This window comes from Zhouia amylolytica, assembly GCF_900116365.1.
Lineage (GTDB): Bacteria > Bacteroidota > Bacteroidia > Flavobacteriales > Flavobacteriaceae > Zhouia > Zhouia amylolytica.
This window is the reverse complement of the sequence record NZ_FPAG01000012.1, coordinates 22,822-43,757: the sequence shown is the minus strand read 5'-3', so window position 1 is coordinate 43,757 and position 20,936 is coordinate 22,822. Positions and strand designations below refer to the sequence as shown.

Annotated in this window: 19 protein-coding genes; 8 read left to right on the top strand and 11 right to left on the bottom strand. The window is 38.8% G+C overall.

Annotation, left to right across the window (positions count from 1 at the left end; all coding sequences use genetic code 11):
• Position 1: 1 nt before the first annotated feature.
• The 4 genes from BM361_RS16500 to BM361_RS16485 all read right to left on the bottom strand — a co-directional run bounded on the left by BM361_RS16500 (position 2) and on the right by BM361_RS16485 (position 2,461).
• Positions 2-442, bottom strand: a complete 441-nt coding sequence (locus tag BM361_RS16500; RefSeq protein WP_038269049.1) for a TPM domain-containing protein — start codon at positions 440-442, stop codon at positions 2-4.
• 9 nt (positions 443-451) lie between these two features.
• Positions 452-1,048 (bottom strand): LemA family protein, encoded by a 597-nt coding sequence (locus BM361_RS16495; protein ID WP_038269051.1) that lies wholly within the window; start codon positions 1,046-1,048, stop codon positions 452-454.
• A 106-nt stretch (positions 1,049-1,154) separates the two neighbouring features.
• The gene (locus BM361_RS16490) at positions 1,155-1,484 is read right to left on the bottom strand and encodes a MerR family transcriptional regulator (protein WP_038269054.1); all 330 of its coding nucleotides are present in this window, start codon (positions 1,482-1,484) and stop codon (positions 1,155-1,157) included.
• Positions 1,484-2,461 carry a M23 family metallopeptidase gene (locus BM361_RS16485; protein ID WP_038269057.1) on the bottom strand — a complete coding sequence of 326 codons (978 nt, stop codon included), beginning with the start codon at positions 2,459-2,461 and terminating at the stop codon, positions 1,484-1,486. Before BM361_RS16485 ends, BM361_RS16490 begins: the two co-directional genes overlap by 1 nt.
• Positions 2,462-2,579: 118 nt before the next feature.
• On the opposite strand from BM361_RS16485, the gene alaS reads away from it, so the two are divergent.
• The 3 genes from alaS to BM361_RS16470 all read left to right on the top strand — a co-directional run bounded on the left by alaS (position 2,580) and on the right by BM361_RS16470 (position 7,594).
• The gene (gene alaS / locus BM361_RS16480) at positions 2,580-5,192 is read left to right on the top strand and encodes an alanine--tRNA ligase (RefSeq protein ID WP_074980230.1); all 2,613 of its coding nucleotides are present in this window, start codon (positions 2,580-2,582) and stop codon (positions 5,190-5,192) included.
• A gap of 35 nt (positions 5,193-5,227) precedes the next feature.
• Positions 5,228-6,178: a GSCFA domain-containing protein gene (locus BM361_RS16475; protein ID WP_074980228.1), complete on the top strand. Its 951-nt coding sequence runs from the start codon at positions 5,228-5,230 to the stop codon at positions 6,176-6,178.
• Positions 6,179-6,262: 84 nt separating this feature from the next.
• Positions 6,263-7,594: a serine hydrolase domain-containing protein gene (locus tag BM361_RS16470; RefSeq protein WP_074980227.1), complete on the top strand. Its 1,332-nt coding sequence runs from the start codon at positions 6,263-6,265 to the stop codon at positions 7,592-7,594.
• A 97-nt stretch (positions 7,595-7,691) separates the two neighbouring features.
• On the opposite strand, the gene BM361_RS16465 is transcribed toward BM361_RS16470, so the two are convergent.
• The 5 genes from BM361_RS16465 to BM361_RS17020 form a co-directional block, all read right to left on the bottom strand.
• Positions 7,692-9,149: a sulfatase family protein gene (locus tag BM361_RS16465; protein ID WP_074980225.1), complete on the bottom strand. Its 1,458-nt coding sequence runs from the start codon at positions 9,147-9,149 to the stop codon at positions 7,692-7,694.
• Positions 9,150-9,173: 24 nt separating this feature from the next.
• Positions 9,174-10,931: an aromatic amino acid hydroxylase gene (locus tag BM361_RS16460; protein WP_074980223.1), complete on the bottom strand. Its 1,758-nt coding sequence runs from the start codon at positions 10,929-10,931 to the stop codon at positions 9,174-9,176.
• Between the two features lie 121 nt (positions 10,932-11,052).
• The gene (locus tag BM361_RS16455; RefSeq protein WP_038269069.1) at positions 11,053-11,595 is read right to left on the bottom strand and encodes a DUF4136 domain-containing protein; all 543 of its coding nucleotides are present in this window, start codon (positions 11,593-11,595) and stop codon (positions 11,053-11,055) included.
• A 65-nt stretch (positions 11,596-11,660) separates the two neighbouring features.
• Positions 11,661-13,664 (bottom strand): urocanate hydratase, encoded by a 2,004-nt coding sequence (locus BM361_RS16450; RefSeq protein ID WP_074980221.1) that lies wholly within the window; start codon positions 13,662-13,664, stop codon positions 11,661-11,663.
• A gap of 149 nt (positions 13,665-13,813) precedes the next feature.
• Positions 13,814-13,975, bottom strand: a complete 162-nt coding sequence (locus BM361_RS17020) for a C1orf53 family protein (RefSeq protein WP_161808370.1) — start codon at positions 13,973-13,975, stop codon at positions 13,814-13,816.
• 135 nt (positions 13,976-14,110) lie between these two features.
• On the opposite strand from BM361_RS17020, the gene BM361_RS16445 reads away from it, so the two are divergent.
• The 5 genes from BM361_RS16445 (at position 14,111) to BM361_RS16425 (ending at position 17,947) form a co-directional block, all read left to right on the top strand.
• A complete protein-coding gene (locus BM361_RS16445; RefSeq protein WP_074980219.1) occupies positions 14,111-14,452 on the top strand; it encodes a hypothetical protein in 342 nt (113 codons plus the stop codon).
• A 43-nt stretch (positions 14,453-14,495) separates the two neighbouring features.
• A complete protein-coding gene (locus tag BM361_RS16440) occupies positions 14,496-15,404 on the top strand; it encodes a 1-aminocyclopropane-1-carboxylate deaminase/D-cysteine desulfhydrase (protein ID WP_074980217.1) in 909 nt (302 codons plus the stop codon).
• Positions 15,397-16,221 (top strand): glucosaminidase domain-containing protein, encoded by an 825-nt coding sequence (locus BM361_RS16435; protein WP_038269078.1) that lies wholly within the window; start codon positions 15,397-15,399, stop codon positions 16,219-16,221. Before BM361_RS16440 ends, BM361_RS16435 begins: the two co-directional genes overlap by 8 nt.
• A gap of 9 nt (positions 16,222-16,230) precedes the next feature.
• The gene (gene hemL / locus BM361_RS16430) at positions 16,231-17,520 is read left to right on the top strand and encodes a glutamate-1-semialdehyde 2,1-aminomutase (protein ID WP_074980215.1); all 1,290 of its coding nucleotides are present in this window, start codon (positions 16,231-16,233) and stop codon (positions 17,518-17,520) included.
• 190 nt (positions 17,521-17,710) lie between these two features.
• Positions 17,711-17,947, top strand: coding sequence for a C1orf53 family protein (locus tag BM361_RS16425; RefSeq protein WP_139226743.1), 237 nt, complete (start codon positions 17,711-17,713; stop codon positions 17,945-17,947).
• A gap of 492 nt (positions 17,948-18,439) precedes the next feature.
• On the opposite strand, the gene BM361_RS16420 is transcribed toward BM361_RS16425, so the two are convergent.
• Positions 18,440-20,008, bottom strand: coding sequence for a serine hydrolase (locus BM361_RS16420; protein WP_074980244.1), 1,569 nt, complete (start codon positions 20,006-20,008; stop codon positions 18,440-18,442).
• A 284-nt stretch (positions 20,009-20,292) separates the two neighbouring features.
• Positions 20,293-20,760, bottom strand: coding sequence for a hypothetical protein (locus BM361_RS16415; RefSeq protein WP_074980213.1), 468 nt, complete (start codon positions 20,758-20,760; stop codon positions 20,293-20,295).
• Positions 20,761-20,936 lie beyond the last annotated feature (176 nt).

Here is a 20,936-nt window from a genome sequence, read left to right as displayed (position 1 = left end):
ATTAAGCTTTTGATATTTCGTTCGACAATTCATCTGCGTCATCATGCTTCCATGGAAAATGCATTCGTAATTCGGTACCCGCTTTTAAAATACCTTCCACCAATCCTTGTTTGAATTGTTTGTGTCTGAAATGCTTTTGCATGACATCTTTGGTGCTGTCCCAAAAGCCTTTAGGGACCTTTTCGTTTATTCCTTTATCTCCACAAATAGCAAAGGTATGATCGTGAACAGCGACATAGATAAGTACCCCATTAGCTTCTTTGGTTTGATCCATTTTAAGCCAATGGAATACCTCTTTCGCTCTTTCGAACGCTTCTTTTTCCTGTGAAGATTTTTCTATATGTACGCGAATTTCACCTGAGGTTTGCATTTCAGCTGTGCGAATGGCAGCCACGATTTCTTTTTCTTCTTCAGGTGTTAAAAACTCCTCAACTTCAGACATTAGCGATAATTAAAAATCAAATTCTACATCAGGAGCATTTTCTGCACCGGCATCGGCTGAGAAACGTCCCATTTCTTCAAAACCAAACATGCCTGCTAACAAACTGTTTGGGAATATTTTAATATGCTTGTTGTATGTATTAACAGATTCGTTGAAACGATCTCTGGCTACATTGATCCTGTTTTCAGTACCCTCCAGTTGCGATTGTAATTCTAAAAAGTTCTGATTGGCTTTCAGTTCAGGATAACGCTCTACCGTAACCAATAGACGGGAGAGAGCAGAAGACAAACCACTTTGAGCCTGATTAAAGGCTGCTAACTGTTCTGGAGTTATATTAGTGGGGTCTATGGTTGTTGAGGTAGCTTTTGCTCTGGCCTCAATAACATCCGTTAAGGTCGATTTTTCAAAATCAGCAGCACCTTGTACCGTTTTTACAAGATTGCCAATGAGATCATTACGTCTTTGGTAAGTGCTCTCTACATCAGCCCATGCAGTTTTAGCATTTTCTTCATACGTAACTGCTGTGTTGTTGATGCCAACAGCCCATCTGTAAAGTCCGAAGACTACCACAACAATAATGATAACAGGAATTAACCACTTTTTCATCGATATTCAGTTTTTAGGTTGTTTCTAATTATAGGTATAAAATTTTACACATTCGTTACAGGTAACATTTATAAAAACTTGTGTAGTGACCAATACGCAAACCAATTTATAGTTGGTCCTTAATTTTTATCAGCTCAGTTTTTATATGCTCCAATTTACGAATAATCTCAAAATTTGAAAGAGTTTTCAACCTTTCTTCTTTTAAGTGTGTTTTTGCTCCCTCAAGAGTAAAACCTCTTTCTTTTACCAAATGGTAGATAAGTTGAAGGTTCTTTATGTCCTCTTGAGTAAACTTCCGATTTCCTTTGGCATTTTTCTTTGGTTTGATAACATCAAACTCCTTTTCCCAAAAACGAATTAGAGAAGTGTTTACATCAAAGGCCTTGGCTACCTCACCAATGCTGTAATATAGTTTATCAGGAAGTTCTAAGTGCATTAATCAAGCGATTGGTTTTCGATCGTAGCTGCCTTTAACATAGCATCAAATTCGTCAGCTGTTAAACTGCCGTAATAGAAGTTAAGTGGGTTAATACGATTGTCGTCTTTAAAAACCTCATAGTGAAGGTGAGGGGCTTGCGATCTTCCCGTGCTTCCTACAAATCCAATGATATCGCCTCTTTTTACCTTTTGTCCTCTTCTAACATTATACTTGCTCAGGTGGGCATACAAACTTACATATCCATAACCATGGTCTACGCGAATATGTTCACCATAACCCGATGATCTGTTATCAGCTCTCGTAACAACACCATCTCCTGTAGCAAAAATAGGAGTCCCTCTCGGAGCGGTAAAATCCATTCCATAATGAAATTTCCTAGCCTTTGTAAAAGGATCAGAACGCCATCCATATCCCGATGCGATTCGGGTAAGATCTTCATTCTTTACAGGCTGTATAGCAGGGATAGCCGCTAGTAAATCTTCTTTTTCCTTTGCCAGTTCAGTGATCTCATCCAAAGATTTTGACTGAACTACCAACCTTTTTTGAAGTACCTCCAAACGCTCAGTGGTGTTTACGATTAGATCAGAATTGTCAAACCCTTCTAAATGCTTGTATCGGTTTACACCCCCAAAACCAGCTTGCCTTTGCTCGTCAGGAATCGGATTGGCTTCAAAATATATTCTGTAAATATTATTATCTCGCTCCTCTATATTCGAAAGAACACTTTCAATTTGGGTGAGCTTGTTGTTTAATATCTGATAATTTAACTCAGCATTGTTGAGTTCGCGCTCCAGTGAAAGTACTCTGGGAGTCTTAACATTAGGGATGTAACTGGTTGCAATAAAAAATAAAAACCCAGATAAAATCATGCCGGTAATGAAAATAGCCACTAAACCTAACTTCTTCCCTTTTTTAGGTTCAATTCTTCTATAAGATAGTGTTTCGTGATCGTAATAATATTTTACCTTCGACATTAGTTTAATTATTCTATTTTTGCACTCTAAATGAGAGTGATTGCAATTTTGCTAACGAACAAATATAAAAATTGTTTCGCAGTTGCTCCAATTTTTAGAAAAAGTTAAGAGTTTTATGATGCAGTCTCAAGAAATAAGAAAGCAGTTTTTAGCGTTTTTTGAAAATAAAAAACACACCATAGTCCCTTCGGCACCAATGGTTATCAAAGATGATCCCACCCTGATGTTTACCAATGCGGGGATGAACCAGTTTAAAGAATTTTTTCTTGGTAATAAAAAACCTAAAAATTCAAGGGTTACCGATACTCAAAAATGTTTAAGGGTCAGCGGGAAGCATAATGACCTTGAAGAGGTTGGTAAGGATACTTATCACCATACCATGTTCGAAATGTTGGGGAATTGGAGTTTTGGTGATTATTTCAAAAAAGAGGCCATTCAATGGGCTTGGGAATTACTTACCGAAGTATTCAAGGTCGATAAGGATATGCTGTATGTTACCATTTTCGAAGGAGATGAAAAAGAAGGTCTTCAACGAGATACCGAGGCCTATGATATTTGGAAAGAATTCATCAGTGAAGACAGAATTCTTAACGGAAATAAAAAGGATAACTTCTGGGAAATGGGCGAACAGGGGCCATGTGGACCGTGTTCGGAGATTCATGTAGATATTCGTTCTGCCGAAGAAAAAGCAAAAGTGCCCGGAAAAGATTTAGTAAATAAAGATCATCCGGAAGTAATTGAAGTATGGAACCTGGTTTTTATTCAATTCAATAGAAAAGCAGACAGCTCACTCGAAGAATTACCTGCTCAGCATATAGATACGGGTATGGGGTTTGAACGTTTGTGTATGGTATTACAAAATAAGAAGAGTAATTACGATACTGATGTTTTTACACCACTCATTCGCGAGATTGAAACCATAACAAATTCTAAATACGGTAAAGAAGAAGAGATTGACATAGCCATCAGGGTTATTGCAGACCACGTTAGGGCGGTGTCATTTGCCATTGCCGATGGACAATTACCAAGTAATACAGGCGCAGGGTATGTAATACGAAGAATTCTTAGAAGAGCCATTCGCTATGGGTTTACATTCCTGAACGAAAAGGAACCTTTTATTTACAAATTAGTAGATACCCTGGAAAATCAAATGCATGAAGCATTTCCGGAATTAAGATCTCAAAAGGGAATCATCGAAAATGTTATAAAAGAAGAAGAACACTCTTTTCTCAGAACCTTAGATCAGGGATTACAGCTTTTAGATAATGTGATAGCCGGTAGCAAGAGTAAAACAATTTCAGGTAAAAAGGCCTTTGAACTCTACGATACCTATGGCTTTCCTATAGACCTTACCGCACTAATTTTAAGCGAGAAAGGTTTTGAACTCGATACAGAGAGCTTTGATGTAGAATTGCAAAAACAAAAAGAGCGTTCGAGAAAAGCAACCAAAATTGAGACAGGCGATTGGCATGAGCTTATTGAAGATGATGAAGAAGAGTTTGTAGGTTATGATATGCTTCAAACCAAAGTAAAGATCACACGCTATCGAAAAGTTACCTCTAAAAAAGATGGTGAAATGTATCAATTGGTTTTTAACTTAACTCCTTTCTATCCGGAAGGTGGTGGTCAGGTTGGCGATAAAGGATATTTAGAAGCTCCCAATGGTGATGTTACTTACATTTTAGATACCAAAAAGGAAAATAACTTAATCATTCATTACACCAGGAATTTACCTGTAAACCTCAATGCAACCTTCGAGGCGGTGGTAGATTTAGATAGCAGAAACAATACTGCGGCGAACCATACGGCAACCCACCTTTTACATCAGGGACTAAGAACCGTACTCGGTACGCATGTGGAACAAAAAGGATCATTAGTGAAAGCGGATTATCTCCGTTTTGACTTTTCTCATTATGCTAAAGTGACCACCGATGAATTAAAGCAGGTGGAAGAGTTTGTAAATGCCAGGATCAGAGAACAATTACCTTTAGAGGAAAATAGAAATATTCCGTATCAGCAAGCATTAAATGAAGGTGCAGTTGCTTTATTTGGTGAAAAATATGGTGATACCGTACGTACGATTAAATTTGGTGAAAGCATGGAACTTTGTGGAGGTACCCATGTGAAGAATACAGCAGATATTTGGCACTTTGTAATTACTTCAGAAAGCGCTGTAGCTGCTGGGGTAAGAAGAATTGAAGCTATTTCTGCTGAGGGTGCTAAGCAATATTTTGAAAGCCAGAGTGAGGCTTATGACAAGGTGCTGGCTGTGCTTAAAACTAAGAACGATCCCATTAAAGTTATAACCTCATTACAAGAGGAAAATATGGCACTTAAAAAGGAGATCGAAGCACTGCAAAAAGAAAAGGCTAAGGGGCTTAAACAAGAGATCCGAAATGGACTTGAAGACGTAAACGGAGTGAAGTTCCTGGCTCAAAAAGTAGATCTGGATCAGGCGGCTCTTAAAGATATGGCTTTCGAGTTAGGGAGTGAGTTTAAAAACTTATTTGCCTTATTCGCTTCAGAAAATAATGGTAAAGCGATGCTTACCTGTTATATTTCCAAAGAATTGGTGGCTGAAAAAGAATTGAATGCCGGACAAGTGGTAAGAGAGTTAGGGAAGCTCATTCAGGGCGGTGGCGGAGGCCAACCGTTTTTCGCAACAGCCGGAGGTAAAAACCCGGGAGGGATTCCCGAAGTCCTTGAAAAGGCCAAAACATATATTTTATAAATTTGTATTCCCGCCCAGGCGGGAATATTTTTTATATGCAACTACAAACGCACATACCGTTAAAGCCAGAAAAAAAGCAAATAGGCTATAGTGATAAACTCTTGTTACTAGGTTCTTGTTTTGTTGAGAATATCGGTAAGAAGTTAGATTACTATAAATTTTCTTCATACCTGAATCCATTTGGTATTTTATTTCATCCACAAGCAGTTCTGAATTTATTGGAACGAGTAGAACAGCAAAGGGAATTCACCGAAGAAGATGTGTTTTTTTTAAACGAACGCTGGCATTGTTACGAAGTGCATTCTGATTTTAGCAATCCATCCAGGGAAACCATATTGGCTAATTTGAATAAAGTGCTTTATGCCGTCCATGAAAGCTTGAAAGAAGTGGACTATGTAGTTATTACCCCTGGAACCGCCTGGGCCTATGAATTAAGAAATACCCATAGGGTGGTGGCTAATTGTCATAAAGTACCCCAAAAGGAATTTAATAAAGTATTGTGTTCGGTTCCTGCACTGCAACGATGCCTCAGGAGTATAGTCGATCTTGTCCACAGGTATAATCAAAAAGCTAAAATTATTTTTACGGTTTCACCGGTCAGACATTTAAAAGATGGTTTTGTTGAGAATCAGCGAAGTAAAGCACATTTGTTAACCGCTGTTCATGATACGATCCGGGATGCTGTAAACTCCTTTTATTTTCCGTCATATGAAATCATGATGGACGAATTACGGGATTACCGTTTTTACAATGCGGATATGGTACATCCTAATGAAGTGGCCATAGATTATATATGGGAGAAATTTAAAGAAGTGTGGATTGATCCCAAAGCAACTGAATTGATGGGTGAAATTGACAAAATTCAAAAGGGACTTGCTCATAAACCTTTTAATCCGAACTCGGAGCAACACCATGCATTTCTCGAAAAAATTCAGAACAAAATAAAGACCATTCAGAAACAATATCCATCAATAAAGTTTTCGTAAATCGTTATAACCACGATTAATTTTCTTTCATTCTGAAGTGTTTTTCATGTAGATTCCCTAATTTTAATTTGAAAACACACACTTATGAAAAGAATAGCATTTATTTTATGTTTGATTCTGGTCTTTACGGTCAATGCCCAAAACCCTAAAATAGCTGAACTAGATAGCCTTTTTGACCATTATCAGAAAAATGATGCATTTTTCGGTAATGTATTACTAAAAAAGGATGGTGAAATACTTTATGAAAGATCGGTAGGGTATCAGAACTTAGAAAATAACAAAAAAAACACCCTTAATTCGTTATTCTTAATAGGCTCTATAACTAAAACATATACAGCCACACTTATTTTACAATTAGCGGAAGAGAATAAATTGAACCTGTCTGATAAGCTGGCCAGGTATTATCCGGAAATCCCCAATGCAGACAAAATAGATATAGAAATGCTTTTAAGGCATCGGTCTGGTTTGTTTAACTATACCAATGAGGAAGGATTTATCGAAAATGTAAGTCAACCAATTTCAAAAGAATCTTTTTTGAAGAAAGTCAAAGGGTATGAAATTGTTTTTGAGCCTGATGCCCAATATGAATATAGTAATACTAACTATATGTTGTTAGGGTACATTATAGAAGACGCTTCTGGGAATAGTTATAAAAAACAATTAGAGGAAGAGATTCTTGGAAGACTAGGGTTAAAAAACACCTACCTGGGAAGGCCTTTGGATAAAACGCATTTTGCTAAATCTTATCTCCGAAAAGGTGATAAGTGGGAGCCCACAGTACCAGAATGGAATACTGACTGGGCATGGTCAGCAGGAGCTTTAGCTGCAACACTGGAAGATCTGGCAGTGTTTTATGAAGCTCTTTTTTCAGGGAAGTTAATTGCTCAGGAAAGTTTAGAAAAAATGCTCGATATAAAGGAAGGATATGGTTATGGAATAACAAGCTTTCCTTTTAACGATAAGAAGTTTTATGGGCATTCAGGAGGGATAGAAAGTTATAGATCTACTGTTGGATACAACAAAGAAGATGGGGTTTTGTTAGTTCAGTTTGTAAACGCAACCAATTATTTTAATCCGAACGATATATCAATACAATTGCTTAATGGAGTTTACGGTAAGCCATTAGACTTTCCTGATTTTTCAAGAAGACCAGTAGAAGTTGATGGGGAGGTTTTGGAAGGATATGAGGGTGTTTATGATAACCCGGAGTTTCCGTTAGATATAAAAGTATATATAAAAGACAATGAATTATATGGACAGGCGACCGGGCAGGGGGCTTTTCCGCTTACGCCGTATTCGAATACTGAATTTGAATTTAAACCGGCAGGTATAAAGATGTCTTTCTATAGAAAAGACGGAAAGCAATTGTTCCTGTTTAAACAAGGGAATATAAAATTCGATTTTATCAGAAAATAGTACGTCAGATGTGCTGTGTTTATATGTAAAGGGGCAAAAACACGACCGTGTTTTTGCCCCTTCTATTGTTTTTAGTCACCTGACTATAAATATGTTATTAGTCTTCGGTTTTAACTTGTCCGGGTGCTCTGTTCTCAGAGCCTTCAATGCCAGTTAAACTGTCACCTAGTTCTTTTCTTTTCTCATCGGCAAGTGCCATAATCGTTTTTACGACCTCAGGATTTTCCTCGGCTACATTGGTAGATTCTATAGAATCAGTAGCTAAATTATAGAGTTCAATGGCTTCCATGTCTACAAATCGATATTCACCAGGTAAGCCGTCTTTTCCGGGTTCCTGACCATCCATTGTTCTGTAACGGTGAGGGAAGTATAATTTCCAGTCCTTGTAGCGTACACCGAAGAGTTCATTAACTCGATAATAGAAAAAGAAAGCTTCATGAGGTGTTTCCGTAGATGCTCCCGATAAAATTGGCCAAACGTTTTTACCGTCAATTTCCTTTTCAGGAAGCTTGCTCTCCGTAATCGAAGCTACAGTAGGGAGAATGTCAATGGCCATTACCGGTGTATTAATAGTTTTATTAGCAGGTAATGTTCCCGGATACCACGCAATAAAAGGTTCTCTCTGACCTCCTTCCCAGGCAGTCCCTTTTCCTTCTCTGAATGGATCCGCTGATCCTGCATGATTACCATAGGCTAACCACGGTCCATTATCAGAAGTGAATATAACCAGGGTGTTTTTATCCAGGTTGTTCTTTTTTAAAGTCTCCAGGATCTGTCCTACACTCCAATCGATCTCCATAATAACATCACCATATAAACCCCTTTCAGACTTGCCTTTAAATTTATCAGAAACATATAAAGGTACATGGGGTTGTGGGTGTGCCACATATAGAAAGAATGGGTTGTCTTTGTTTTTGTCAATAAAAGAAACGGCTCTTTCCGTAATTTGAGTGGTCAATTGCGACTGATCGGTTAAGGTGTCAATCACCTTTTCATTCTCATATAATGGAAGCGGGCCGAAATTAAAAATTGGACCCTGTTGCGGATGCAAAGGCCACATGTCATTTGAATATGGAATTCCGAAATAGTCATCAAATCCCTGATTGTTCGGCATAAAATCCGGGTGGTCTCCTAAGTGCCATTTTCCATAGATAGCAGTTGCATATCCTTGCTCCTTCAACATATCAGCAATGGTCGTTTCTTCAGGGTTAAGACCAATTTTCGCATCAGGCATAAAGGCGTTATGAATGCCTATTCTGTTAGGGTAGCATCCTGTTAAAAGTCCAGCTCGAGAAGCAGAACAAACAGCTTGAGCCGAATAAAAACTAGTCAGTTTTACCCCTTCACTAGCCATTTGGTCTAAATGTGGTGTCTTGATGTCTGGGGAACCAAAGCACCCAACATCTTCATAACCCTGATCATCCGTGAATACAATGACCACATTAGGTTGCTTGTTGGAATTGGTTGCGATTTCATCCGATTTCTCTTCCGTGCCCTTTTTACAGGCAAGGACGCTTAAACAGCATACAATACCGAGGAATATTTTTTTGTTCATATATTTAGGTTTATCGCCCTAAAATTAATGAATTAATTCTGAATTGATCAATGAAATTCCACCGTCAATCAAATGACCTACCTGAGGTCTGTTTAATTTTACAGTTTCCAGATGATCTAAGATTTCTTGAGCAAACTCGTCATTATGACTATTTCTGGCCAATTCATATAACTCCACCGAAAGCAACCAGTCGTTGGGATAGTGTGCTACCAACTCTTCAAATACTTTGTGTCGCGATATAGTTCTGTTCTTGCCCTCACGATATTCCCTGACTTGTTGATATAAACTTTCAAGAGCAATTCGCTCCGGAGATTTTTTAGATTTGATCGTTTTTTCTGAAGGAACATGAGTGATGAGGTCAAAACTATTTACATCAGCCGGTCCGGAAAAAGCAGAAGTTACTTCCTTTCCGATAGCCATGTCGTATACACCCCATTCTGGTTTGAATAGAACAGTGTCACCATAAGTTACCGTACAGTCTTTTAAGCTAATGAGTATAATTTTGCCCTGTAGGTTTCTTTTACCGGTAATGATAACACCCTCAACTTTAATGCCTCCTTCAAACTCAAAGGTAACCCGTTGTTCTTCGTATATCTTGTAGGCCTTGAGATCTCGAGGACTCATGTCTTCAATCGCCAGGTTAATGCCTTTTAATTTTCCAATAGGACTTCCAAAACCTTCTCTGTGATAGTTTGTGCCATGACCTACCAATTCCTTCTCCCGGTATGCCAAGGCAGTTTTTCCTGCTGTTTGGACATAAACAGGCTTTCCGTCATGTTCAATTACATTGGTGAATATTCCCGAAACCTGTATTCCTGTACTAAGCTCAATAGTACCTAATGCTTCAGATTTGATAAGTTTTTGAAGGCCACTCAATCCGCCTTTTCTCAAAGCCATGGTATTGGCGAACTCCTCTAAAACAAGGCTTAAATGAGCGAAGTCAGGGGTTACATATAACTGTGGCTGGGGCTTAGTGATGTCAAACCCCTGGTAAGCAGCTTCAATGGTATACGGTAATTTTTTTACCTGGTCTGTCATACACCAGGCACTTTCTCCGATAGAAGATAAAAGTCCCGCACCGTATATTTTTGGATCTTCCAGTTCGCCGATCAATCCGTATTCTACCGTCCACCAGTGTAAATTTCTAATTAAAGCCATCTCACTGGGTGCTCCCATATGATCCTGTAGATAATCAACCCGCTTTTCAGCGGCCTCAATTTCTTCCTGAGGCGTGCCTTCAGCCTCTTTTATGATCGAAAGATGCCTGATAGCCTCATACATTTCGTAATCCTTAGCGCTGGAAATGGCCTTAGCTCCAATTTCACCAAAGCGACGCAAATACTCCGCGTATTCAGGATTCGCAATGATAGGTGCATGGCCCGCACCTTCATGGATAATGTCAGGAGCTGGAGTGTACTCAATATGTTCCAATTGTCGAATGTCTGATGCTATAACCAGGACGTTATAGGCTTGGAATTCCATAAAGGCGTTGGGCGGAATAAAACCATCGACGGCAACTGCCGCCCATCCAATTTCCTTTAAAATACGATTCATTCCGTACATACTCGGAATGTGATCTATAGAAATCCCTGTCTGTTTAAGTCCGTCAAGGTAAGACTCATGAGCAACCTTACTTAAATAATCTACATTCTTACGCATGACATACCTCCATACAGCCTGGTTGATAGGTGAATAATCATCATAGTTCTGAGGTTTGATAAACTGTTTCAGGTGCGCAGGAAGCTTATCGAGTAATGGATTGCTGGTGTATGCAGTGTTCATAATGTGTTTTTAGTGTTTTGTGTTGATGTAAAGTTACAAAACATAACTAAAACGTTTTCTTAAATAAAAGACAACACGTTATGAAATGAAAAAACCGCCATTTGGCGGTTTTTTAAAGCTATTATTTGTTCGATGACCCTGGTGGATATTGCGACATGATTTCCATGACGAATTCATTGATCTTTGCAACCTTCTTGTCAATATCACCTGAAGTTACCAAATTACCTGTTCCTTTACCCTGCCAGACAAGCTCCTTTTCTTCAGCATCGATTATATCGATGTATAAAGAACCTTCAGTAGTGGTCGAAACATTACTGTATCCCATACCCCAGTATGGACCCCAGTATGGTCCCCAGCCCCATCCGGCGTTATTATATACATTTACCCGATCGCGTTCTTTGGTAAAAATACTTACCAATACATCAGGGTTCTCCGAAAGCGTATATCCTTTTGCTATCATTTCTCTTTCTACAGCTCTTAGAATCCGTTTTTTGTCAAGGTCAGAGATTTCTGCCTTGTCGACTCCTGGTTTGTAAAAAGCAAATGTTTTATAATCGTTAAAGTTTGCTTGTCTGTCATAGTCGGCTGCTACCTTTATGGAAGAGCAGGAAACCGCAAAAAATGAGATCAAGGCTACCAATGATAATAATTTAACTGTTCTCATAACAATTAGCTTTTAATTTTTGGTGGCCAGCCACAAACTGTTTGCTTTCGTAGCAGAACACCGGGTTAAACATTATTCAGCAGATCTTCATCGACATTGTTTGGAAGTGTAACCTTTAAATTTGGCTCAACCTCCATAGCTCTTTTGATGGCAAAAACAGCCCCTTCGTTTCGAGCCCAACTGCGTCTGGAGATACCATTGTTAACATCCCAGAAAAGCATCGATTTCAGACGTCTGTCTGCATCTTTAGTACCATCAAGAACCATACCAAATCCGCCGTTTATAACTTCTCCCCATCCAACGCCACCACCATTGTGAATACTCACCCAGGTAGCACCTCTAAAGCTATCGCCTATTACATTATGAATGGCCATATCCGCTGTAAAACGAGAGCCGTCATAAATATTGGAGGTTTCGCGATATGGAGAGTCCGTACCACTCACATCATGATGGTCTCTACCTAAAATTACAAAACCTATTTCATTTTTCGAAATAGCTTTATTAAAGGCTTCAGCTATTTTCATACGTCCTTCGGCATCGGCATACAAGATCCTCGCTTGTGAGCCTACCACAAGTTTGTTTTCCTGGGCTCCTTGGATCCACTGGATGTTATCCGCCATTTGCTGACGTATCTCCTCAGGGGAATTAGTCATGATTTCTTCCAAAACTTTACAGGCAATCTCATCAGTCTTTTTGAGGTCCTCAGGGTCTCCACTGGCACAAACCCATCGGAATGGTCCGAACCCGTAATCAAAACACATAGGTCCCATGATGTCCTGTACATAACTCGGATACCTGAATTCACGGTTCGTTTTAATCGCTTCCTCCGGGGTGTTCATAATATCCGCCCCCGCTCTTGATGCCTCCAATAAGAAAGCATTTCCATAATCAAAGAAGTACGTGCCTTTCGCAGCATGTTTGTTGATGGCTGCTGCCTGCCTTCTCAACGACTCTTGTACGGCCTCTTTGAATTCTTCAGGCTTATTGGCCATCAGTTCGTTCGATTCTTCAAAGCTTAAACCTGCAGGGTAATATCCTCCTGCCCACGGATTGTGCAAAGAAGTTTGATCCGACCCAAGGTCGATATGTATGTTTTCAGTATCAAATTTTTCCCAAACATCAACCACGTTACCCTGATAAGCAATGGAAACAGTCTCTTTATTTGCTTTTGCTTGTTTTACACGTTCGGATAATAGATCTAAATCAGAAATAACTTCATCTACCCAGCCTTGAGAATGTCTTGTGTGCGTAGCTTTCGGGTTCACTTCTGCACACACGGTAATACAACCGGCAATATTTCCGGCCTTTGGTTGAGCTCCACTCATTCCCCCTAATCCGGAAGTAACAAATAGGTTGCCCTGAGGCATCTTGCCAATTTTTCTAAATCCATTCAGAACCGTAATGGTGGTACCGTGAACAATCCCCTGCGGACCGATATACATATAACTTCCTGCAGTCATTTGTCCGTATTGAGTAACTCCCAATGCATTGAATTTCTCCCAGTCATCCGGCTTCGAATAATTCGGAATCATCATTCCGTTAGTAACAACCACCCTGGGAGCGTCTTTGTGAGAAGGGAAAAGACCCATTGGATGCCCACTATACATTACCAGGGTTTGCTCATCATTCATCTCAGCCAGGTATTTCATCGTGAGTCTGTACTGAGCCCAATTTTGAAATACAGCCCCGTTACCACCATAGGTGATAAGTTCATGCGGGTGTTGAGCAACGGCATAATCCAAATTGTTTTGAATCATCAACATAATCGCAGCCGCCTGTTTGCTTTTTGCAGGATAGGCCTCAATAGAACGGGCTTTCATCTCATAATCCGGGCGAAGCCTGTACATATAGATACGGCCATACTTGTCAAGTTCCTCTTTAAATTCAGGTATTAAAGTTTCGTGATGGGCCGCATCAAAATAGCGAAGCGCATTTTTAAGAGCCAGTTTTTTCTCCTGCTCGTTTAGTATTTCCTTGCGCTTTGGTGCGTGATTAATTTCAGTTTCGTATACTTTCGGTTGAGGTAGTTCGCTGGGAATACCCTCTAAAATTTGCTCTTTGAATGTCATGATGTAATCGTTTACAATTATTGAAAAAATAAAACTTAAGGTTCAAGGTCAATAATGTAAAACTAAGGATAGCGGATATCAGCCCTATGATAGGAATAAGCAGTAGTAGACTTGTATTTCATAAGGTTGTTATCCAAAAGAAAGCTTATTTATTTTTGAGTATTAGTCTTTTTGTTAAATCCGTATGGACAGTGCTTGCAACCACTTTCGCAGCAATACCCACGCTTTAAATGATACTTCTCTGTAAAAACCCTGTATCCTTGCGGAGACAGGTAATAATCTCCTTCTTCTAAAGGAATAATCTTTTTCATGCGAACAAATATCGTAAAAAGTTATTTTGTGAATAACTCTTTAAAATTTATTTATGATAGTTCGTTATATATTACTCCGTATATAATTAACTTTACAAATATAACAGAATTAAAACTGTTTGAGATAAGTGAAATATGATTTTAGTATTTAAACATATATTTCCAAAACCCTATGTAGGTTTAACCTTATGGCCAGTAATCTTTGTGAAAGAAGATGTTTTAAAGCAAGATCAGGTCTTGATTAATCACGAGAAAATTCATCTTCGTCAACAGTTGGAGTTGCTGATTATTCCATTTTACCTGATCTATTTAACAGAATGGCTTATTGGGATAGTTAAATATGGAAACGCATATACTGCATATAAAAATATAAGTTTTGAACGAGAGGCTTATAAAAATGAACAAAACACTGGTTATTTGAAGTCGAGAAGTCCCTGGAGCTTTGTGTATTATTATGGGATTTCAAATAAAGTCTAGATGGCTCCGTTAATGTAACGAACATAAATTCTTCCTTTACCGAATGATATCCATACACAATGAAAAAGTACTTCTCAGTATATGCAGAGAAAAGGATGTTGAACTCGTTATCAAACGGGAAGATTTAATCCATCCATTCATTTCAGGTAATAAATATCGGAAGCTTAAGTACAATCTTTCTGAAGCCAAAAATAAAGGGGACGATACCATCCTTACTTTTGGAGGTGCTTATTCAAATCATATTGCAGCTACCGCATATGCAGCCAAAGAATATGGGTTTAAAAGTGTCGGGATTATACGAGGTGAGGAATTAGAAAAAGAGGTTCCTGATAATCCTACCCTCAGCTTCGCCAAAGATTGCGGAATGCATTTTGATTTTGTATCCCGAACAGCTTACAGAAATAAAAATATACCCGAATTTCAGGCAGAATTAACAGCGAAGTTTGGTAAATGCTATCTTGTTCCGGAAGGAGGTACCAATCAACTTGCAGTTAAAGGATGTGAGGAGATTTTAACCGAAGAAGATGCTGAGTTCGATTATATTGGATTGAGTGTAGGCACCGGTGGTACGATCTCTGGAATTATCAATAGTGCATCCCCTAACCAAAAAGTACTGGGTTTTCCTGCGCTTAAAGGAGACTTTTTAAAAAATGAAATCCTTAAATTTGTCCACAAGGAAAATTGGAGTTTGGTTACCGATTATCATTTTGGAGGATATGCTAAAGTCAAGCCGGAACTGATCGAATTTATAAATGAATTCAAACGAGAAACAAAAATCCCTTTGGATCCCGTTTATACAGGAAAAATGCTTTACGGACTGGTAGATATGATTAAAAATGATAAGTTTGAACCTAATACAAAAATTTTAGTGATCCATACTGGTGGCCTTCAGGGTATTGCCGGGATGAATCAACGATTGAAACAAAAAAAACTACCCTTGATAGATGTTTAAAAAAATAACTATTTTATTGTGTGTGCTTGTTTTGGCAAGCTGTGGATCTAAAAAGAAAGTAGCCTCCAGCAAGAAAAGACCGCCTGTTAAACGTGAGGTTGTTGTAAATAAAAATGATTCGAGGGACGAGACCGAAAAGGAAACGCTCGAGTCAACCTCTAAAACAACCGTAACCATCAATACTGTACAGGATTATATCGATTACTTTAGTCCTGTTGCCAAGCAAAATATGGTAGAACACGGAATCCCGGCCAGTATAACCATGGCTCAGGCCATTCTGGAAAGCGGAGCAGGAAAAGGTACTTTAGTGAGAAAGGCAAATAATCACTTTGGTATAAAATGCCATAATTGGGGTGGTGAAGGTGTATTTCACGATGATGATGAAAAAGGAGAATGTTTTAGAAAATATAGCGATCCGGGACAATCATTTGAAGATCACTCGAGGTTCCTGACAACCCGAAGCAGATATGCTTTCTTGTTTAAATTAAAGCCAAGCGATTATAAAGGTTGGGCCAGAGGATTAAGAAAGGCAGGATACGCAACGGATAGAAGATATCCTGAAAAATTGATCAGCCTGATCCAACGCTATGAATTGTATAATTTAGATAAAGAAGTTTTAAAAGGCCGTTACGAGGAAGTAGTGGATACTCCCGTCGTGGTTGCTAAGTCTTCAGGTAATGTTCATGTGGTTGAAAAGGGAGAAACTTTGTATTCGATTTCAAGAAGATATAACCTGACTGTCGATGTATTAAAGCGTTTGAATGGTTTACGTGATAATATTATTGCTATTGGTCAGAAATTAATAATAAAAAATTAAGAGAGAAGAATGATTTATAAAAGAAGTAGCGCCTTATTTGCTGAAGCTCAAAAGTATATCCCGGGAGGTGTGAACTCACCGGTTAGAGCATTTAATGCAGTCGGAGGCGAACCTGTGTTTGTGAAAGAAGCAAAGGGTGCTTATTTGTATGATGAAGACGGTAATAAACTTATTGATTATATCGCCTCATGGGGTCCGATGATTTTAGGACATGCTCACCAACCTGTTATCGATGCGGTTGTTGACAAAGCCCAGAAGGGAACTTCATTTGGAATCCCCACAGAAATCGAAACTGAAATTGCAAAACTTGCAGTTTCCATGGTCCCAAATATCGATAAGATTCGTTTTGTGAATAGTGGTACGGAAGCCTGTATGAGTGCAGTTCGACTGGCACGTGGATATAAAGGAAGAGACAAAATAATAAAGTTTGCCGGATGTTATCACGGGCATTCAGATTCATTCCTTATTCAGGCGGGTAGTGGAGCGGTAACCTTTGGTAGCCCCAATAGTCCGGGCGTTACACAAGGTACAGCTAAAGACACCTTGTTGGCACGCTATAACGACCTGGATAATGTAGAAGAACTCCTTAAAGCAAATAAAGAAGAAGTCGCAGCAATTATTCTGGAACCTGTAGCCGGTAATATGGGCTGTATTATTCCAAAGCCTGGATTTTTGGAGGGACTAAGAAAATTATGTGATGAGCACGGAGTGTTGTTGATCTTTGATGAGGTCATGACCGGTTTCCGCCTTGCCAAAGGAGGTGCTCAGGAACTATTGAATATAAAAGCCGATATCGTTTGTTTTGGAAAAGTGATTGGAGGTGGCTTACCTGTAGGGGCTTTTGCTTCAAGAAACGAAATCATGAATCATCTGGCGCCACTAGGACCTGTATATCAGGCTGGAACTTTAAGTGGTAATCCATTAGCAATGGCCGCCGGATTATCCATGTTGAGCGAATTAAATGAAAACCCTGAGATTTTTAGCAGCCTGTCTGAAAAAACAGCCTACCTGCATAAAGGGTTGACGAAAGTGCTTAACGATGCGAAAATACCTTATACGATCAACCGTTTAGGATCTATGATTTCTGTACACTTTACCGAGGAAGCAGTAGTGGACTTCGATTCAGCGGCCAAAGGAAATAATGATACTTTTAAAAAGTTTTTCCATGGGATGTTGGCCGAAGGAGTATATTTGCCTCCGAGCGCCTTCGAAAGTTGGTTCCTGAATGATGCACTAACATACGATGACCTTGATTATACTATCAATGCTGTAAATAAAGTACTGAGAAGTTTAGCATAAGCATATATAAAGTAAAGATGCAAGCCCGGGCCTGATAGCTCGGGCTTGTTGTTAAAATATAGAACATTAGGTGAGTACCCCAAGAACCAAATCCTGTCCCCAGTGCCATACTTCATTTACCTGTTATTCATCCGGATGCTGGTGTAATGCTTATCCTGCCATCATGCCCTTGGAACCAAATATGGGTTGCTTGTGTCAAGAGTGTTTAAAGAATGTGGTGGCTAATAGAATAGCGGAATATACAAGTGATCTGACGCCCGAAAAAAGAAGAACCATTGCCGGATTGGGTAAGGCTGAACAATTGGTGGAAACCATCGATTACTACGTCAACGAAGACGGAAATTATGTCTTTACCTCCTGGTATCACCTGAGAAGAGGGAAATGCTGTGGAAATGGTTGTTTACATTGTCCTTATCGAAAGAATTAATCCCTCTTTGATCCTAAGAGTCAGTCGACAGCAAACACGCTATAAATAATCGGCTCTTCCTGTCATCCCGACCAGCTAATAGTACTAATAAGCCAACTAGATGCTAAATCAATTGCCTGCCATTTAACATGGTTCGTGTTGGGTTTTATAAAACGATGAGGAACATTCCTTTTTAATCCTTTCTTGAATCCTCTATCTTTTCCTGGCATCGATATTCCGGAATTTTTCTAGACACCTATTTTTCTCAATAGATATAAATACGGGGTCCCTCCGTATAGGATTTTTAATTAACTCACTAAGGACTGATTAGCCGTTTTTTTAATTGACAGCTACTATTAGGACATACATTAAATATAACCAGCTCCAGGCAATTTTTGTAAAAGGTTCATTCGTTAGCGCAAATCATAGCTTCCGGGTTATCGTGAAGAATTCTTTTTTTGCAGCTTTTACAAGTAACGCTTATCTCTGGTAAAAAATATTAATTCACGATAATTACTCTTCAACACGCTTAAGGTTCAAGTCGTGAAAATCAAAGCTAAAGTCTATATTAGGCGAAATTCCTTTCATCTGAATGCTGATCCCTTTACCGTCTTCATTCAAATTAAAGGTGGCAAATGCATCAGCATGCATTTCCCGATATTCCCATTTTATGGCAAATGTTGTACCCTTGTAATAGAACATAGGCCCATTCAATTTTGGGGATCTTAACGAAGTAAACCAAAGTTTGCCCTCTTTTAGGCTGATTGCTACCTCTCCAAACCATGGATCCCTATAGGTACCCGTATAGTTTTTAATATCTATAGGTGAGGTCTTGTTTTCTGCAATAACCTTCCATACCCTGGTGGTTACAGAATCCGATTCATGACCAGTATTTTTTGCATTATCCGCCAATTTTTTAATCCAGTCCCGTTTTTCAATTTCTAAATAGGAATCAAGGATCGTTTCAGGAATGGAACTATATGCATTCCCCCCGGGCCATGAATTAGTCAACACCACAATTCCCAAATTCAACTCAGGAACTAAAACTGTTTTAGACAGCATACCCGGCAATCCTCCCGTATGACTAATAACAATCTTTCCTTGTTTGTCCCCAATGAACCAACCAAGACCATAAGCCGCAAAATGTTGTTGTGTTCTGGGATTAGGGTTTGTCGTAAACCTCAATGGGGTATGTGGCTGCCACATTTGATTTTGCTGCTGCTCAGAAAATAATGTTTGAGATAGGGCTTTACCGTATTTGCCGTTGTTGAGGTGCATGAGCATCCATTTGCTTAAATCATCAACACTAGAATAAATACCGCCGGCGGCCGCAACAAGATCTCCATCATAGGTAGACAATGTATTGATGGGTTCACCTGCTGAGTCATGAGGTAGTGCCAGGTTCTCATTTTTGCTTAAAAGGGATGCTGTTGGTGCCGAATTCTTCATCCCCAGCGGATCGAAGATACGCGACTGAATATAGTCTGCCCAACTCATACCACTCACCCGACTGATTACTTCCCCAGCAACGATGTAAAGAAGATTGTCGTAATCATATTTCGTTCGAAAAGCCGATACCTCTTGCTGATATTGAAAGCTGCTAAGAACATCTTTAATCGTAAAATCTGCTCCGTCAGGAAAAATCATGAGATCACCAGCACCAAGACCCAAGCCACTTCTATGAGTAAGAAGATCTAAAATGGTAAAATTGGTAGTTACGTAATCATTATACATTTTAAACTCCGGGATGTAATCAATAACCTGATCCTCCCATTTGAGTTTACCTTCATCTACTAAAATTGACAAGGCGGCTGTGGTAAATGCCTTGGAGTTTGAGGCAATGGCAAACATCGTGTGCTCATCTACCGGATCATTGCTGTCAATAGACTTGAAGCCATAACCTTTGGAGTGTATATTTTTTCCATCCTTTACAATAGCAACTGCAATACCTACTGAAGGGGTTGTGGCTAAAGCCCTGCCAACAAGAGAATCTACTTCTTCTGAAGTAACCCCTTGTGCATAAACAGAATTAATGAAAACTATAGTAAGTGCAACTAATAGAAATGGTACTGATCTTTTCATAACAGATCTCCCTATGTTAATTTTTTGTTTGATGATCATTGAGTTTTAAACATCTAACTTACTAAAAATGAATGTAATTAATAGGGGTGCCCGGAAATCATTGCCAGATCAGAATGGAAGATAAAATATAGAGGGTATGAGTTGCTGATATTTCTTTTTCGATCCTATATTCAATGATCTTCATAAGTTTGCCGGATTTCTGCCAGCCAAATTTGAATTTTCCGACGATCTCTTTATTATGATAGTAGTTCCTTTAGTACCATTGAGTCATCATAAAACTGATCTTAAAAAGTCATTATTCCAGAGATCAACGTCTTGAACTCCTGAATTTTCTTGTTAGTTCTCTTCCTTACATCATACCAAATAAAAAGACCTATAGCTAATAAGATCCCTCCAATTATATACATCGAAGCGTTGCTGCTTACTCCTGAAATAATGACAAGGAGAAATCCTAAGCCCAAAAATATATGGGTAAATATGATCAGTCTCATTAAAAAATGTTTGGTAAAGGAAACTTCTACATTCGTTTCACCTTCAGTGCCTGATTCTGATAATTTTCCATCTACAATAATGTAATTCTGGTAGATTAAGTACCAGGCATATAAAATACGTTTACGGATTTTAAAGGTTATTGCGTTGTTTTTTGTTGTATTCATGCTAAAAACTAACCCGTTTAATGACGCCAGTGAAGCTTGTAATTGCTTACCTGTTTCAAGAGGATTATTTTGAACCTTAAAATTCCATGTTTGCATAGTGTCAATTTTAGATTGGACAGGTAATCACAGCATCCCGTAATACTTAAAAAGAATATATGACTTGTAATTACTTTGTAAAAAAAATAAATGGTTTTCGGGAATACCCGAAATTTCTTAATAGTGCAGTGTAAGAAAATGTATTTTTTAAATAAATAATAATTCACAAAAAAAAG